This is a genomic window from Massilia sp. WG5 (assembly GCF_001412595.2).
In the GTDB taxonomy this organism is placed as follows: Bacteria; Pseudomonadota; Gammaproteobacteria; order Burkholderiales; family Burkholderiaceae_D; genus Telluria.
Genome location: NZ_CP012640.2, coordinates 2,830,318 through 2,845,851, shown reverse-complemented (window position 1 = coordinate 2,845,851; position 15,534 = coordinate 2,830,318). Strand labels below are relative to the sequence as shown.

Here is a 15,534-nt window from a genome sequence, read left to right as displayed (position 1 = left end):
ATCCAGGTTTGATTGATACCTCACGAACTTGGGTTCCCGCCTTCGCGGGAGCGACGATGAAGCCGTAAATGCGGCAGCGCGTCAAAAATGACGTAAAATTATGCACTTCCTCACCGGCGGGAACCCCCGCCGGTTTCGCTTTATCAAGATATCCCCTCTATGAAAAGCCTCTACCAATCCACTATTTCCTCCCTGCCACTGCTCGGCCGCGGCAAGGTCCGCGACAACTATGCCGTCGGCGACGACAAGATCCTGATCGTCACCACCGACCGCCTGTCGGCCTTTGACGTCGTCATGAACGAGCCGATCCCTGGCAAGGGCATGGTGCTGAACCAGATGAGCGATTTCTGGTTCGAAAAACTCGGCGATATCGTGCCGAACCACCTGACCGGCGTGGCGCCGGAATCCGTGGTGGCGCCCGAGGAAGTGGAGCAGGTCAAGGGGCGCGCCGTCGTCGCCAAGCGCCTGAAGCCGATCCTGGTCGAGGCCGTGGTGCGCGGTTACATCATCGGTTCCGGCTGGAAGGATTACCAGGCCACCGGCGCCATCTGCGGCATCCAGCTCCCGCCCGGCCTGCGCCAGGCCGACAAGCTGCCCGAGCCGCTGTTCACCCCGGCCGCCAAGGCCGACCTCGGCGAGCATGACGAGAACATCAGTTTCGAGGACATGGAGCAGCGCATCGGCAGCGAGCTGGCCAACAAGATGCGCGACATCAGCATCCAGCTGTACAAGACCGCCGCCGACTACGCGGCCACGCGCGGCATCATCATCGCCGACACCAAGTTCGAATTCGGTCTCGACGAGAACGGCGTGCTGCACCTGATGGACGAAGTCCTGACCGCCGATTCCTCGCGCTTCTGGCCGGCCGATTCCTACGCCCCGGACATGTCGCCGCCGTCCTTCGACAAGCAGTTCGTGCGCGACTACCTCGAAACCCTGACCGACTGGAAGAAAGCGCCGCCGGCCCCGCCGCTGCCGCAGGATGTCATCGACAGGACCCAGGGCAAGTACGTCGAGGCCCTGGAACGCCTGACCGGCGAAAAGCTGAAGGTCTGAGATGGCCGACCAGAACCAGGACCAGAAACCGCTGGTCGGCGTGATCATGGGTTCCAATTCCGATTGGGACGTGATGCAGCATGCGGTCGCCATCCTCAAGCAGTTCGGCGTGCCGCACGAAGCGCAGGTGATCTCGGCCCACCGCATGCCGGACGAGATGTTCGCCTACGCCGAGAGCGCGCGTCGCCGCGGCCTGCGCGCCATCATCGCCGGCGCCGGCGGTGCCGCCCACCTGCCGGGCATGGTGGCCGCCAAGACCATCGTGCCAGTGCTGGGCGTGCCGGTGCCGTCGCGCTACCTGCGCGGCGAGGACTCCCTGCTGTCCATCGTGCAGATGCCGAAGGGCGTGCCGGTGTCGACTTTCGCCATCGGCGAGGCTGGCGCCGCCAACGCGGCCCTGACGGCGGTCGCCCTGCTGGCCGCCACCGACGACGCACTGGCGGCGCAACTGGAAGACTTCCGCGCCAGGCAGACCGCGGCCGCCAAGGCCATGGTCCTGCCGCAGGAATGAGAAGTGATCGTCAATGAGTGATCAGAAACTGCACCCTCTGCTGCCCGCTGCCAACCCGTCCACCTGGCTGGGCGTGATGGGCGGCGGCCAGCTCGGCCGCATGTTCGCCCAGGCCGCGCAAGCCATGGGCTACAAGGTCGCCGTGCTGGAGCCCAGCGCCGATTGCCCGGCCGGGCAGGTCGCCGAAGACCTGGTCGAAGCCGGCTACACGGACGCCGCCGGCCTCGATGCGCTGGCGAGCCGCTGCGCGGCCGTCACCACCGAGTTCGAGAACGTCCCGGCCGCCAGCCTGAGCAGGCTGGCGCAACAGGTCTTCGTGGCCCCGGACGCCCACGGCGTGTCGGTGGCCCAGGACCGCATCGCCGAGAAATCCTTCTTCGTCGCCTGCGCGGACAAATCCGGCGTGATGCCGGCGCCGCACAAGGTCATCGCATCCCAGGAAGACATCGACGCCATCGCCGACGAGCTGCTGCCCGGTATTTTGAAGACCGTGCGCATGGGCTACGACGGCAAGGGCCAGGTGCGCGTGCGTTCGCGCGAGGATGTGCGCGCCGCCTTCGAATCGATGGGCAAGGTGACCTGCCTATTGGAAAAAATGCTGCCGCTGGCCTACGAGGTCTCGGTGCTGACCGCGCGCGGCCATGACGGCGCCTCCGTCGTGTATCCGATCGCCGAGAACGTGCACCGCGACGGCATCCTGTTCACGACCACCGTGCCGGGCCCGAACGTCTCCGCCGACTGCGCACGCAAGGCGCAGGACGCCGCCCGCGCGATCGTCGCCGAACTCGCTTATGTCGGCGTGCTGTGCATCGAGTTCTTCGTGCTGGAGGACGGTTCGCTGGTCGTCAACGAGATGGCGCCGCGTCCGCACAACAGCGGCCACTACACCATCGATGCCTGCATCACCAGCCAGTTCGCGCAGCAGGTGAGGGCGATGGCGCGCCTGCCGCTGGGCGACGTGCGCCAGCATTCCCCGGCCGTGATGCTGAATATCCTGGGCGACGTCTGGTTCGACGGCGCGGGTGAAGCTGATCCTGTGCGTGAGCCGGCATGGGACAAAGTGCTGGCCCTGCCGGGCGCCAACCTGCACCTGTACGGCAAGGACGACCCGCGCCGCGGCCGCAAGATGGGCCACGTGACTTTCGTCGCGCCGACGCTGGACGAGGCGCAGCGCCAGTTCGCGGCTGCCTGCGCGATCCTGGGGATCGCACCGTGACCCAGCAGCAGGACCAGCAGGGCGAAGCCGGCCAGGCAGCGATCGACGCCGCCGCGCGCGCGCTCGAAGCCGGCAGCCTGGTCGCCTTTCCCACCGAGACCGTGTACGGCCTGGGCGCGGACGCCGAGAACCCGGCGGCCGTCGCCGCCATCTATGCCGCCAAGGGGCGTCCGCAGGATCACCCGGTGATCGTGCACGTGGCGCCCGCGCCCGATATGCGGGCGGCGCTCGATTACTGGTGCGCCGACATTCCGTCCGAGGCATACCAGCTGGCCGAGGCCTTCTGGCCCGGTCCGCTGACCATGATCCTGAAGCGCGCGCCGAACATTCCCGACGCCGTCTCCGGCGGCCAGGACACGGTCGGTATCCGCTGTCCCTCGCATCCGGTCGCGATCCGCCTGCTGCAAGCTTTCAAGGGAGGCAAGGGCGGGGTGGCGGCACCGTCGGCGAACAAATTCGGCCACGTCAGCCCGACCACGGCCCAGCATGTGCGCGACGAATTCGGTAGCGACGCGCGCATCGCCGCGGTGCTGGACGGCGGGCAGAGCGAGGTCGGGATCGAATCGACCATCGTCGACCTGTCGCGCCTGGCCACCCACGGTCCGGTGCTGCTGCGCCCCGGCCATATCTCGGCGGAGAGCATTGCCGCGGTGATCGACCAGATGCCGGCCCGTCCGGACGCCGCCGCGCCGCGCGCTTCCGGCACCCTCGAATCGCATTACGCACCGCACACGCCGGTGGCGATGCAGGACACGGCCACCCTGGCCGCGACCCTGGAGCGCCTGCATGGCGCCGGCCGCAAGGTCGCGCTGATCCACTACTCGCCCCTGCCATCCACGCACGCCGAGGTCGCGCTGCCGGCCACGCCGGCAGGTTTTGCGCACGCGCTGTACGCGGCGCTGCGCACGATGGACGGCGCCGGCGCCGACCTGATCCTGGTCGAGGCCCCGCCGCAGGACGGCGCCTGGCTGGGCGTCAACGACCGCCTGCGCCGCGCCGCGCATGGCTCGACCGGCATCGTGCACGGACTGATAAACAACACTACCGAGCTCTGATACAAACCAGGGCTTCTCAAAAACGCATGCGCAAGGCATGCTTTCGGGAAATCGAACAGCGCGCGTAAAGTGCGCTTTCCAAGGTCGTCCCCGCGTTTTCCCAACGTCGTCCCCGCGCAGGCGGGGATCCAATCTGCTTGCGCTATCGAAACGCAAACAGAACCTGGGTCCCCGCCTGCGCGGGGACGACGCATTTGAGATCCCGAAGTTAGCAAATCAGAATGAAATCCATCCGTCCGCTTCACACCCTGGGCCTCAGCCTCGGCCTGGGTCTCCTGCTCGCCGCCTGCAGCGGCGGCACCACGACCGGCGGCACGCCGGTCGGCGTCGCCAACCCCGATCCCTTGCCCGGCCTGTCCCGCGGCAGCCTGCTCGGCCAGGCCGCCTCGATCGCCGTCAACGTCGGCGGCGCCAGCCTGACGACGCTGTCGCCGACCGTGCTGGCCGGCTTCCTCGAGTCGGCCCAGCAGGGCACGCTGGCGGTGGCCGGCCAGCCGCAGTGCTCGGTCTCGGTCTACCGCGTGCACTACAACACCATCGGCGGCGCCGGCGAGGCGACCGATGCCAGCGCAGCCATCTTCGTGCCCACCGGCGGCGGCAACTCGTGCAGCAATTCACGGCCGGTGCTGTTGTACGCCCACGGCACCTCGCTGCAGAAGTCCTACGACATGGCCGACATCGCCAACAACACCGAGGCGCGCCTGGCCGCCGCCGTGTTCGCGGCCCAGGGCTTCATCGTGGTCGCGCCCAACTATGCCGGCTATGGCGGTTCCTCGCTGGGCTATCACCCCTATCTCGACCGGGTGCAGGAAGCAGCCGACATGATCGACGGCCTGCGCGCAGCGCGCAGCAGTTTCGGCGCGATCGGCGTGCGCGATTCCGGCAAGCTGATGGTCACCGGCTATTCGCAGGGCGGTTATGTGGCGCTGGCGACCCAGCGCGCGATGCAGGAACTGGGCAACGCCGAGTTCACGCTCACCGCCGCGGCCGGCATGTCCGGCCCGTATGCGATCGCCCGCTTCGGCGACGACCTGTTCGGCGGCGCGCCGCGCGATGGCGCAACCGTCATCGTGCCGACCATCATCAACGCGGCCCAGCACGCCAGCGCGGCGATCTACGGCACGCCTGCCGACGTCTACGAGGCGCAGTACGCCGCGAGCATCGTCGACCTGGTGCCGGGCACGCTGGGCGGCAGCGATCTGGTCAGCCAGGGCAAGCTGCCGGCGACCGCCCTGTTCGCGGCCGGCTCGATGCCGCAGGCGCCGGGCTATACCCAGTACTTCGGCGCCAACAACCTGATCCGCAGCGATTACCGCGCCGCCTACCTGGCGGACATGGCGCTGCATCCCTGCGACCAGAGCGCGACCGCACCGCTGAGCTGCGCCCCCGCGAACAATCTGCGTAGATGGCTGGTGCGCAACGATTTGCGCAGTTACCTGCCGACCGCACCGACCCTGTTGTGCGGCGGCCATGATGACCCGACGGTGCCGTACTTCAATACCACTTCGGCATCCGCTTATTTCCGGGCGCGCGGCGCGGCGATCACCGAGCTCGACATCGACGATACGCCCAGCCTGAACGACCCCTTCCGCAGCGCGAAAGCCGGCTTTGTCGCTGCCCGCACGATCCTGCGCGCAGCGAACGGCGGCGACGCCGTGGCGGCCAGCTATCACGCGGGGCTGGTGGCGCCTTTCTGCATGGCGGCGACACGCGATTACTTCCAGTCCGTGCTGGCGCGCTGAGGATCGGCCTGGATACAGTTTTTCCATATGACAAGCTCGGCGGCGTTGCTATAATCGCCAGCGCTGCCGGCTTCATCCATACCGTGTTGCAAATAGTATTGCCCAGGTACGACACACAGTCTTTTCCGCTATACAACCAAGCTGAACACTGGCATATTAGTTGTGATACGAATAGCACGGGCGTTCGTTTCAAAGCAAAGAAAAACCTCATCTAGGAGACACAATGCGTAAGACCTCTTTCGCGCTCGCGCTGCTGACCGCAGCCGTACTGACCGCCTGCGGTGGCAACGGCCCCAGCGGCGGCGACCAGACGCCCAAGACCAAGTTCAGCAACCAGATCACCTTCGGCGACAGCCTCTCCGACGTCGGCACCTATGCCGTCGGCGCTGTCGCAGCCCTGGGTGGCGGCCAGTACACCATCAACGGCAACAATACGTCGGTCAGCCCTGAGCTGACCGGCAAGAACTACACCACGCTGATCGCTGCCCAGCTCGGCCTGCCGGCGCCATGCGCGGCCCAGACCGGCTTGCTGGGCACCGCGTCCGCCGGCTTCTCGGTGCCGGTGACCGACCATCCGGAATGCTTCAACTACGCCCAGGGCGGCGCCCGCGTGACCAACCCGATCGGCCCGGGCAACAAGGCCCTCGACAAGCCGGGCGCGGCGGTATCCCTGGGCCAGATGACCGTGCCGGTCGTCACCCAGATCGCCAACCACCTGAAGAAAACCGGTGGCAAGTTCAAGAGCGATGAACTGGTCATCGTCATGGCGGGCGGCAACGACGTGCTGGAACAGCTCGGCGAACTGTCGGCCGGCGCCACCACTGCCGGCGGCCAGGCACTGGCGCAGAGCCTGGTGGCCCAGCTGGCCCCGGGCACCACCAACCCGCAGACCGGCGCCGCCGCGATCGGCGCAGCGATCCAGGCTGAAGCCGCCAAGGGCAGCGCTGCCCCGGCGATCATCACGGCCGCCATCACCGCCGCCGCCCAGAACGGCAACACCGCCGCCGTCGCGAATGCCGCCGCCATCGGCGCCAAGGCAGGCGCCGACGCGCAAGCGGCCGGCCTGGCCTACTCGGCCGCCCACGGTGCGGACCTGGTCAAGGCCCTCGGCACTGCCGGCGCCGAGCTGGGCGCCCTGGTCAAGACCCAGATCGTGGCGAATGGCGCAGGCTACGTGGTCGTGAACAACCTGCCGGACGTGTCGATCTCGCCGTCGGCCAAGGCGCAGTCGGCCGACACCCAGAAGCTGATCCAGGCCATGGTTGCCGCCTTCAACGACACGCTGAAAGCAGCCGTCGCGGGCGAGCCGAAGGTCCTGTACGTCGACCTGGCCGCCGTCAGCCGCGACCAGGCGACCAATCCGGCGCCGTACGGCCTGACCAACACCACGACCCCGGCTTGCGACCTGAGCCCTGCCAAGAACCCGCTCGGTTCCTCGCTGGTCTGCAACAAGAACAACCTGATCGCTGGCGACGTCAGCCACTACATGTTCGCCGACTCCGTGCACCCGACCCCGTTCGAGTACGCGCTGATCGCGCGCTACGTGCTGGAGCAGATGACCGTCAAGGGCTGGCTGTAATTCACGGCAGAACCCCGCCCGAGGAGGCGGGGCGATCTTAAAAGAATCAGGAGAATTTATGAAAGTAAGCAAGAATGTCGTGAAATTGCTGGTCGCTGCGGGCGCGCTGGCTGTGGCGACCGGCGCGGCGGCGCAGTCGAAGGGCCAGTTCACCGTGTCGGTTGGCGTCAACCAGCTGAAGCCGGACGTCGAAAGCGGTCCGATCTCGGCGCCGGCGCTGCCGAACTCGCTGGGCGACGTCGGCAAGGACACCCAGCCGGTGGCGGTCATTACCTACGGCCTGACCGACAACATCTCGGTCGAGTCCGCGGTTGGTACTCCGTACAAGCACAAGATCTACGGCGCGGGCGCGATCGCCGGCACCGGCCAGCTTGGCACCGTCGAGGCCATGCCGGCCATCGCCCTGCTGCAGTACCGCTTCCTGTCCCCGAGCTCGCGCATCCGTCCGTACGTCGGTATCGGCCTCGCCTATGCCTACTTCCAGAAGGAAACCGGCTCGTTCGCGATGACCGCGCTGACCAATCCGGGCGGCGGCACGGCGACCACCTTCAGCATCGACAACAAGTGGACCTATGCCGGCCAGCTCGGCCTGCAGTACAACGTCAACGAGAAATGGTTCGCCAACGCGTCCTACATCAAGACCCGTCTGCGCACCGACGTGCACTTCTCGACCAACCAGCATCAGCACATGAAGCTGGACCCGGACTCGTTCATCCTGTCGGTCGGCTACAAGTTCTGAGCCGCTGCCAGGCATGAAAAAACCCCGCCGCGGCGGGGTTTTTTTTCGTCGCATCGTCCGGATCAGAACGCCGCGATGCCGGTCTGCGCCCGGCCCAGGATCAGGGCGTGGATGTCGTGCGTGCCTTCGTAGGTGTTGACCACCTCGAGGTTGACCATGTGGCGGATGATGCCGAACTCGTCCGAGATGCCGTTACCGCCGAGCATGTCACGCGCGGTGCGGGCGATGTCCAGCGACTTGCCGCAGGAATTGCGCTTCATGATCGAGGTGATCTCGACCGCCGCCGTGCCCTCGTCCTTCATGCGGCCCAGGCGCAGGCAGCCCTGCAGGCCCAGCGTGATTTCGGTCTGCATGTCGGCCAGCTTCTTTTGCACCAGCTGGTTGGCCGCGAGCGGCTTGCCGAACTGCTTGCGGTCGAGTACGTACTGGCGCGCGGTATGCCAGCAGTCTTCCGCCGCGCCGAGCGCGCCCCAGGCGATGCCGTAGCGGGCCGAGTTCAGGCAGGTGAACGGGCCCTTCAGGCCGCGTACCTCCGGGAAGGCGTTTTCTTCCGGGCAGAACACTTCGTCCATGACGATTTCGCCGGTGACCGAGGCGCGCAGGCCGAACTTGCCGTGGATCGCCGGGGCCGACAGGCCTTTCCAGCCTTTTTCCAGCACGAAACCGCGGATCGCGCCTTCGTCGTCCTTGGCCCAGACCACGAACACGTCGGCGACCGGCGAGTTGGTGATCCACATCTTCGAGCCGCTGAGCGAGTAGCCGCCCGCGACCTTGCGCGCGCGCGTGACCATCGAGCCGGGGTCGGAGCCGTGGTTCGGCTCGGTCAGGCCGAAGCAGCCGATCCATTCGCCGGTGGCCAGCTTGGGCAGGTATTTCTGTTTCGTTTCCTCATTGCCGAACTCGTAGATCGGCACCATCACCAGCGAGGACTGCACGCTCATCATTGAGCGGTAACCGGAATCGACGCGCTCGACTTCGCGCGCGATCAGGCCGTATGACACATAGTTCAGGCCGGGGCCACCGTACTGTTCGGGAATGGTCGGGCCCAGCAGGCCGAGTTCGCCCATCTCGCGGAAAATGGACGTGTCCATGGTCTCGTGGCGGAAGGCCTCAAGGATGCGCGGTTTCAGCTTGTCCTGGCAATACGCGCTAGCGGCATCGCGCACCATGCGCTCCTCGTCGTTCAGCTGCGCGTTCAGCAGCAGCGGGTCATCCCAGTGGAACTGGGCTTTGCGGGGCGAATCGGAACGGCTCATGGGACTCCTGTCTCAGAAGAATCTTGTGGGGTGGGGATGGTCTGCGCCATCGGTGCCCGGACATTATAGAAATCCCGTCCTGCCGCTGCTTTTCTAACTGCGACAGGCATTTTCATTTTTCTACGTAGAGCCGAATTGCCCGCCGTGGAAGATCAGCACCGGCTGTGCGTGCACCGCGCATTCCTCGACTTCGCCGACGAAGATCACGTGGTCGCCTTCCGGGTAGCGACTGCGGTTATGGCATTCGAACCAGGCGGCGACGCCCTTCAGGATCGGTTGGCCGGTGCGCGAAAGTTCGTAGTCGGTGCTGGCGAAGGGGTCTTCGCCGCGGCGCGAAAAGCGCCGCGCCAGGTCTTCCTGCTCGGCGGACAGCACATTGATCACGTAGTGCGAGTTGCCGCTGAAGATGGGCAGGCTATTCGCCTTGCCGGACAGGCTCCACAGTACCAGCGGCGGTTCCAGCGAGACGGAGTTGAAGGAACTGGCGGTCAGTCCGCGGAAAGTGCCGTCGGCCAGGCGGGTCGTAATGACGGTGACGCCGGTCGCAAACTGGGACAGGGCCTGGCGGAAATGCGCGGAATCGAAACCGCGCTCGGTGGCGCGGGGAGAGCTGGTGTTCATTTTCGCCATTATGCCATCAATGGCCCGCGCGGCCCGGCACCGCTCCCACTGCCGGCATGCACGGGCCTGCGCTTTGGGTTACAGTAAAGCCATGAAAAATGACTACCTTGCCAAGGAACGTGTATGAGCCAGCAAGCAGCAAGCGAAATGGCGATCCTGGGCGGCGGCTGTTTCTGGTGCCTGGAAGCCGTGTATCTCGAAGCGCGCGGCGTGACCCGCGTCGAATCCGGATACATGGGCGGCGCCGCTGCCAATCCCACTTATGAGCAAGTGTGTGGCGGTACGACCGGACATGCGGAAGTGGTGCGCCTGGACTTCGATCCGAGCGTGATCAGCTACCGCGACATCCTTGAAATCTTCTTCACCATCCACGATCCGACGACCCCGAACCGCCAGGGCAACGACGTCGGCACGCAATACCGCTCGGTCATCTTCTTTACCTCGCCCGAGCAGGAAGCGACGGCGCGCAAGGTGATGGCGGAAATGGCGGCCGTCTGGGATGCGCCCATCGTTACCCAGGTGCTGCCGGCCGAGACCTGGCACAAGGCCGAGGACTACCACCAGAACTACTTCGCGCAGCACCCGCTGCAGGGCTACTGCGCCTTCGTGGTGGCGCCCAAGGTGGCGAAGTTCCGCAAGACCTTCGCGGAACGGGTCAAGTAGGGTGGGCACGGGGTGCCCACCCTACGTTAATGTCTGGTCAGTACATCCCCAGCTGGATGCGGCTCGTACATATAGTGCCGCGACCACGGCATCTGGGCCGGGTCCTGGCCCGCCTTGCCGCACACGATCTGGTACAGGCTGATCCAGTCGTGCGCGAAGGCATAGGCGCAGCCGGCCAGGTAGACGTGCCAGATGCGGAAGGTTTTCGGATCGGCCAGCTGGCGGATGCGCCCGGCGTTGTCCTCGAAATTCTCGGCCCAGAGCGCGCAGGTGCGCGCATAGTGGCGGCGCAGGTTTTCCACGTCGCGCACTTCGAGCCCGCCTTCCTGCATGGTGCGGATCACGGTCGACAGGTGGGCCAGTTCGCCATGCGGGAACACATAGCGGTCGATGAATTCGCCGCAGCCGTAGGGGCTGGAGCGCTGTTCGACGTCGGTGGTCGTGATGCCGTGGTTCATGGCCACGCCGCCCGGCGCCAGCAGCCCGTTGATGCGGCCGAAGTACTCGGGCAGGTTCTGCACGCCGACGTGCTCGAACATGCCGACGCTGGTAATGCGGTCGAACTCGCCGCTGACGTCGCGGTAGTCCTGCAGGCGGACTTCGATCCGGTCCTGCAGGCCGGCCTGGGCCACGCGTTCGCGCGCCAGTTCGAACTGGTTCTGCGACAGCGTCACGCCGACGCAACGGGCACCGAACTTCTGCGCCGCACGCAGCACCAGCGCGCCCCAGCCGCAGCCGATGTCGAGCAGGGTATGGCCCGGCTGCACGCCGATCTTGGTCAGGATGTGGTCGATCTTTTTCGTCTGCGCAGTGGCGAGGTCTTCGTCGCCGTTCTCGAAGTAGGCGCAGGAATACACCATCGCCGGGTCGAGGAATTCCTGGTAGAACTCGTTCGAAACGTCGTAGTGGTAGCGGATCGCCTCGGCGTCCTTTTCGCGTGTGTGTGGCGAGACCAGGCGCAGCGCGTTGGCGACCCGGCTGGTGCGCGGCGGCTTGCCGGTGGACTCGGCCAGGGAGCTGCCGATCTGGATCATGTCTGCCGCCCGTCCCTCGATCTCGAGCGCACCTTCGACATAGGCTTCGCCCAGGTTGTCGAGAGTGGGCGACAGCAGGTAGCGCAGGCTTCCCGGGCTCGGCACGCGGATTTTCACGCGCGGCTGTTCAGAGGACAAGTCGACCTGCTCGCCGTTCCATAATTCCACGCGCAGCGGCAGGTTGTACTTGTTGCGGATGCCTGATGTCCAGGCGGATAGCTTCAACTGGTCGAACACGCGAAACCCTCCGACATAGGCCGGCTTCGCAGCCGGCTACAGGGGGCGATGCCCCTTACGGTTGCAAACGTTGCCGCGTCCAGCTGCCATCTTCCTGCCGCGTATAGACGATACGGTCGTGGAAGCGTGAACGCCGCCCCTGCCAGAACTCGATGCGTTCCGGCACCAGACGAAAACCGCCCCAGTTCGGTGGCCGCTGCGGGGTTTCGCCAAACTGTCGCGCCACGTCCTCGTAATTGTGTTCAAGGGCTGCGCGGCTGACGATCGGCGCACTCTGATGAGAGGCGATCGCCGACAGCCGGCTCTTCAGGGGTCGGCTGTTGAAGTATTTGTCGCTTTCTTCGGCCGAGGTGCGCTCGACTCTTCCTTCGATCCGCACCTGCCGTTCAAGCTCGCTCCAAAAGAATAGCAGAGCTGCAAAAGGGTTGGCGTTCAATTGCGTTCCCTTCTGGCTGTCGTAGTTCGTGTACCAGGTAAAGCCGCGGTCGTCGAACTGCTTGACCAGCACGATCCGCGAGCTCGGCCGGCCGCGCTCGTCCACGGTGGACACCCCCATCGCGTTCGGTTCGTTGACTTCGGCCTTCAGGGCTTCTTCGAACCAGCGGGTGAACTGCCGGATCGGATCGTCGGCGACATCGCGCTCGTCCAGGCTGGCCTGGCCGTAATCCTTGCGCAGGTCGGCCACGCGCTCGCCGACCGCCACCGCGGCCGCCGGGGCCGGGGCCGGAGCGGCCGCGGCAGCGGGAACGATGCCGCGGCGCTGCTGCATGGCCTGGGCCAGCTGCGCCATCTGCTGCGGGCCGAACAGGCGCAGGGCCATCGGCGCCAGCGTGCTCTCTTCGCGCTCCATATGCCCCAGGTAACGCTGGGAAAAGCGCTGCACCGTGCCGCTCGACAGTTGCGTACCGCTGCCATCCGCGATCATGCTCAGCTGCTCATGCAGGTCTTGCCACATCGCATCCATGTCCTTGTGGTCCTGCAGGATCACCGGCGCCAGCGCCTGCAGGGTGGCGGCATCCTCGCCCTGGGCCACCGCGCGCAGCATCGGGATCAGGTTCTGCTCTTCGTCCTCGTGGTGAAGGTGGGCGGCTTTCTCGAAATATTTCAGGACCGCGCCGGCGGCCTGGCGCGCCTGTTCGTCGGCGCCGTGCCGGGGCAGGTGGGCCAGCAGTTTTTCCAGGGTGGCCAGCTGCTTGCGGATGCGTCCGTGGCAATGCTTGAGCACGGCGACCGGCTGGTCGAAATCGGGAGCGGGGTCTGGAAGGAGTTCGTTCATGGTATGTGTTGCGGACGCGTAATGAGAGTGAAAATTTGATTGACTGAAAGTTATTTTAGGGCAAGGCTCGTCATTCCGTCCGGTAGAATAGTCCCATCATGACGACTATTTTTACCTCTCTCCTTGCGCCGGCTGAAGGGAAGGTCGACGCATTCGCCGACGAAGTCGACTTCGGCCGCCGTTTCGGCGGTATTGCTCGCCTGTATGGCGAGCGTGCACTGGAACGCTTCCGTCAGGCGCACGTTTGCGTGATCGGCGTCGGCGGCGTCGGCTCGTGGATCGTCGAAGCCCTGGCCCGCAGCGCGATCGGCCGCCTGACCCTGATCGACCTCGACAACGTTGCCGAGTCGAACATCAACCGCCAGATCCAGGCGCTGTCCTCGACCATCGGCATGCCGAAGATCGAGGCGCTGAAACAACGCATCGCCCTGATCAATCCCTACTGCGAAGTCGAGCTGGTCGAGGACTTCATCGATCCGGACAACATCCCGCAGATGGTCGGCAGCGGCAGGTTCGACTATGTGGTCGACGCCATCGACAGCGTCAAGGCCAAGGCCGCCCTGATCGCCCATTGCCGCGACCAGGCGATCCCGCTGATCGTGATCGGCGGCGCCGGCGGCCAGACCGACCCGACGAAAATCGAGGTGCGCGACCTCGCCCGCACCGAGCAGGAGCCGCTGCTGAAGAAAGTGCGCAAGGTCCTGCGCGCCCAGTACGGGTTTGCCCGCGGCGAGAAGAACAAGTACCACATCGACGCCGTGTTCTCGATGGAACCGCTGCGCTATCCGGAAGCCGGCGACGCCTGCGAGATCGACGCCAACAGCATCACCGGCCTGAACTGCGCGGGCTTCGGCTCCAGCATGGTCGTCACGGCCACCTTCGGGATGGTCGCCGCCGGGCAGATCCTGCGCAAGCTGGCCGACGCGGCGAATGCCGTCCCGGCCGGCGTCACGACGCGCGTGGCCGAGCCGGCGCCTGCCGCCAACGATGCTGTGCAAGCGGAAGAGGCCTTGTTATCATAGGTTCAGTTTTTTATGAATTGAACGATGAAAGAGGTCCAATGATCCGTCATATTGTTTTAAAAAGTGCCTTCGTAAGCCTGCTACTGGCGGCGACTGCCGCCAGCGCACAGGACTCCGCCCAGGCCCAGACCACGGCCGCCGATCCCGGCGCCAGCCAGCAGGCGACCGACACGCCGGCCCAGCCCACCGTCCAGTCCACCGCACCGCAGATCCAGATCATCGACACCGTCGTCGGCAAGGGCAAGGAAGCCACGCTCGGCAGCAACGTCACGGTCAATTACACGGGCTGGTTCTACAAACCGATGGCAGCCAAGCAGCGCGGGCGCAAGTTCGACTCCTCGCTGAACCCGGGCCGCACGCCGCTCGATTTCCGCCTCGGCGCCGGCCAGGTGATCAAGGGCTGGGAGCAGGGCGTGGCCGGCATGAAGGTGGGCGGCAAGCGCACCCTGATCATCCCGAGCGAGCTGGCCTACGGCAAGCGCGGCTCGCCAGGTCCGGGCGGGATTCCGCCGGATTCGGACCTCATCTTCGACGTGGAACTGCTGGACGTTAAGTAAGTCAAAACACAACCTGACGCGGAGGGGCAAATGCGCATCGCAAACGACGTTACTGAACTGATCGGTAATACTCCACTGGTGCGCATCCGGCGCCTATCCCGGGGAGCCGGCGCGGACATCCTCGCCAAGCTCGAGTTCTACAATCCCGCCCACAGCGTCAAGGACCGGATCGGCTGGGCCATGATCGAGGCGGCCGAACAGGCCGGCAAGATCGGCCCCGATACCATCATCGTCGAACCCACCAGCGGCAACACCGGCATCGCGCTGGCGATGGTGTGCGCGGCGCGCGGTTACCGCTGCCGCCTGGTCATGCCCGAAACCATGAGCAACGAGCGCCGCATGCTGCTGCGCGCCTATGGTGCTGAGTTAGTCCTTACTCCGGGGCCGGAGGGCATGCTGGGCGCGATCCGCCGCGCCGAGGAAATCGTGGCAAGCGATCCGAACTGCTTCATGCCGCAGCAGTTCAACAATCCCGCCAACCCGGAAGTCCACCGCCGCACGACGGCGGAGGAGATCTGGCGCGACACCGACGGCAAGGTCGACATCCTGGTGGCCGGCGTCGGCACCGGCGGCACCATCACCGGCGTGGCCGAAGTGATCAAGGCGCGCAAGCCCGGCTTCCAGGCGATTGCCGTGGAGCCGGAAGCGTCGCCGATCCTGTCGAAGGGCACCAAGGGCCCGCACCCGATCCAGGGCATCGGCGCCGGCTTCATCCCCGAAGTGCTGAATACCCACATCTACGACGAGGTCATCGCCGTCAAGAACGACGACGCCTTCGAGACCGCGCGCGCGGCCGCCCGCGAGGAGGGCTTGCTGGTCGGTATCTCGTCCGGCGCAGCGCTGTGGGCCGCGATCCAGGTGGCGCAGCGGCCGGAGAATGCGGGCAAGATGATCGTCACCATCATTCCCTCGTTTGGCGAGCGTTACCTGAGCACGCCGCTGTACGCGAACCTGGCCGGATAAGGGCCAC

Annotated in this window: 15 protein-coding genes; 11 read left to right on the top strand and 4 right to left on the bottom strand. The window is 65.8% G+C overall.

The window, feature by feature from the left end:
* Window positions 1-159 precede the first annotated feature (159 nt).
* The 7 genes from AM586_RS12625 (at window position 160) to AM586_RS12595 (ending at window position 7,898) form a co-directional block, all read left to right on the top strand.
* Window positions 160-1,056, top strand: coding sequence for a phosphoribosylaminoimidazolesuccinocarboxamide synthase (locus tag AM586_RS12625; RefSeq protein WP_052234057.1), 897 nt, complete (start codon window positions 160-162; stop codon window positions 1,054-1,056).
* Between the two features lies 1 nt (window position 1,057).
* Window positions 1,058-1,567, top strand: a complete 510-nt coding sequence (gene purE / locus AM586_RS12620; protein ID WP_052234058.1) for a 5-(carboxyamino)imidazole ribonucleotide mutase — start codon at window positions 1,058-1,060, stop codon at window positions 1,565-1,567.
* 13 nt (window positions 1,568-1,580) lie between these two features.
* On the top strand, window positions 1,581-2,783 hold the full coding sequence (locus AM586_RS12615) for a 5-(carboxyamino)imidazole ribonucleotide synthase (RefSeq protein WP_052234059.1): 1,203 nt from the start codon (window positions 1,581-1,583) through the stop codon (window positions 2,781-2,783).
* Window positions 2,780-3,838 (top strand): L-threonylcarbamoyladenylate synthase, encoded by a 1,059-nt coding sequence (locus AM586_RS12610; protein ID WP_052234060.1) that lies wholly within the window; start codon window positions 2,780-2,782, stop codon window positions 3,836-3,838. Before AM586_RS12615 ends, AM586_RS12610 begins: the two co-directional genes overlap by 4 nt.
* A 221-nt stretch (window positions 3,839-4,059) precedes the next feature.
* On the top strand, window positions 4,060-5,580 hold the full coding sequence (locus tag AM586_RS12605; protein WP_052234061.1) for a S9 family peptidase: 1,521 nt from the start codon (window positions 4,060-4,062) through the stop codon (window positions 5,578-5,580).
* A 223-nt stretch (window positions 5,581-5,803) separates the two neighbouring features.
* Window positions 5,804-7,159, top strand: coding sequence for an SGNH/GDSL hydrolase family protein (locus AM586_RS12600; RefSeq protein WP_052234062.1), 1,356 nt, complete (start codon window positions 5,804-5,806; stop codon window positions 7,157-7,159).
* Between the two features lie 58 nt (window positions 7,160-7,217).
* A complete protein-coding gene (locus AM586_RS12595) occupies window positions 7,218-7,898 on the top strand; it encodes an OmpW family protein (RefSeq protein WP_052234063.1) in 681 nt (226 codons plus the stop codon).
* 62 nt (window positions 7,899-7,960) lie between these two features.
* On the opposite strand, the gene AM586_RS12590 is transcribed toward AM586_RS12595, so the two are convergent.
* Both AM586_RS12590 and AM586_RS12585 read right to left on the bottom strand, forming a co-directional pair.
* Entirely contained in the window at window positions 7,961-9,154 is a 1,194-nt protein-coding gene (locus AM586_RS12590; RefSeq protein WP_047821393.1) for an acyl-CoA dehydrogenase, read from the bottom strand.
* Between the two features lie 120 nt (window positions 9,155-9,274).
* Complete coding sequence (locus AM586_RS12585) at window positions 9,275-9,775, bottom strand: flavin reductase family protein (RefSeq protein WP_047822015.1); 501 nt, start codon at window positions 9,773-9,775, stop codon at window positions 9,275-9,277.
* A 123-nt stretch (window positions 9,776-9,898) separates the two neighbouring features.
* Between AM586_RS12585 and msrA the strand changes: the two genes are divergently transcribed.
* Complete coding sequence (gene msrA, locus AM586_RS12580) at window positions 9,899-10,438, top strand: peptide-methionine (S)-S-oxide reductase MsrA (protein WP_047821395.1); 540 nt, start codon at window positions 9,899-9,901, stop codon at window positions 10,436-10,438.
* Window positions 10,439-10,464: 26 nt separating this feature from the next.
* Here the strand turns inward: msrA and AM586_RS12575 are convergent, their stop codons facing one another.
* Together AM586_RS12575 and pdxH are read right to left on the bottom strand one after the other, a co-directional pair.
* Window positions 10,465-11,709, bottom strand: a complete 1,245-nt coding sequence (locus tag AM586_RS12575; protein WP_047821397.1) for a cyclopropane-fatty-acyl-phospholipid synthase family protein — start codon at window positions 11,707-11,709, stop codon at window positions 10,465-10,467.
* A 55-nt stretch (window positions 11,710-11,764) separates the two neighbouring features.
* Window positions 11,765-12,985 (bottom strand): pyridoxamine 5'-phosphate oxidase, encoded by a 1,221-nt coding sequence (gene pdxH, locus AM586_RS12570; RefSeq protein ID WP_047821399.1) that lies wholly within the window; start codon window positions 12,983-12,985, stop codon window positions 11,765-11,767.
* A 98-nt stretch (window positions 12,986-13,083) separates the two neighbouring features.
* Between pdxH and tcdA the strand changes: the two genes are divergently transcribed.
* The 3 genes from tcdA to cysK are packed head-to-tail and all read left to right on the top strand — an operon-like array spanning window position 13,084 to window position 15,527.
* A complete protein-coding gene (gene tcdA / locus AM586_RS12565; protein WP_047821401.1) occupies window positions 13,084-14,007 on the top strand; it encodes a tRNA cyclic N6-threonylcarbamoyladenosine(37) synthase TcdA in 924 nt (307 codons plus the stop codon).
* 38 nt (window positions 14,008-14,045) lie between these two features.
* Window positions 14,046-14,564 (top strand): FKBP-type peptidyl-prolyl cis-trans isomerase, encoded by a 519-nt coding sequence (locus AM586_RS12560; RefSeq protein ID WP_047821403.1) that lies wholly within the window; start codon window positions 14,046-14,048, stop codon window positions 14,562-14,564.
* 30 nt (window positions 14,565-14,594) lie between these two features.
* On the top strand, window positions 14,595-15,527 hold the full coding sequence (gene cysK / locus AM586_RS12555) for a cysteine synthase A (RefSeq protein ID WP_047821404.1): 933 nt from the start codon (window positions 14,595-14,597) through the stop codon (window positions 15,525-15,527).
* Window positions 15,528-15,534: the final 7 nt, after the last annotated feature.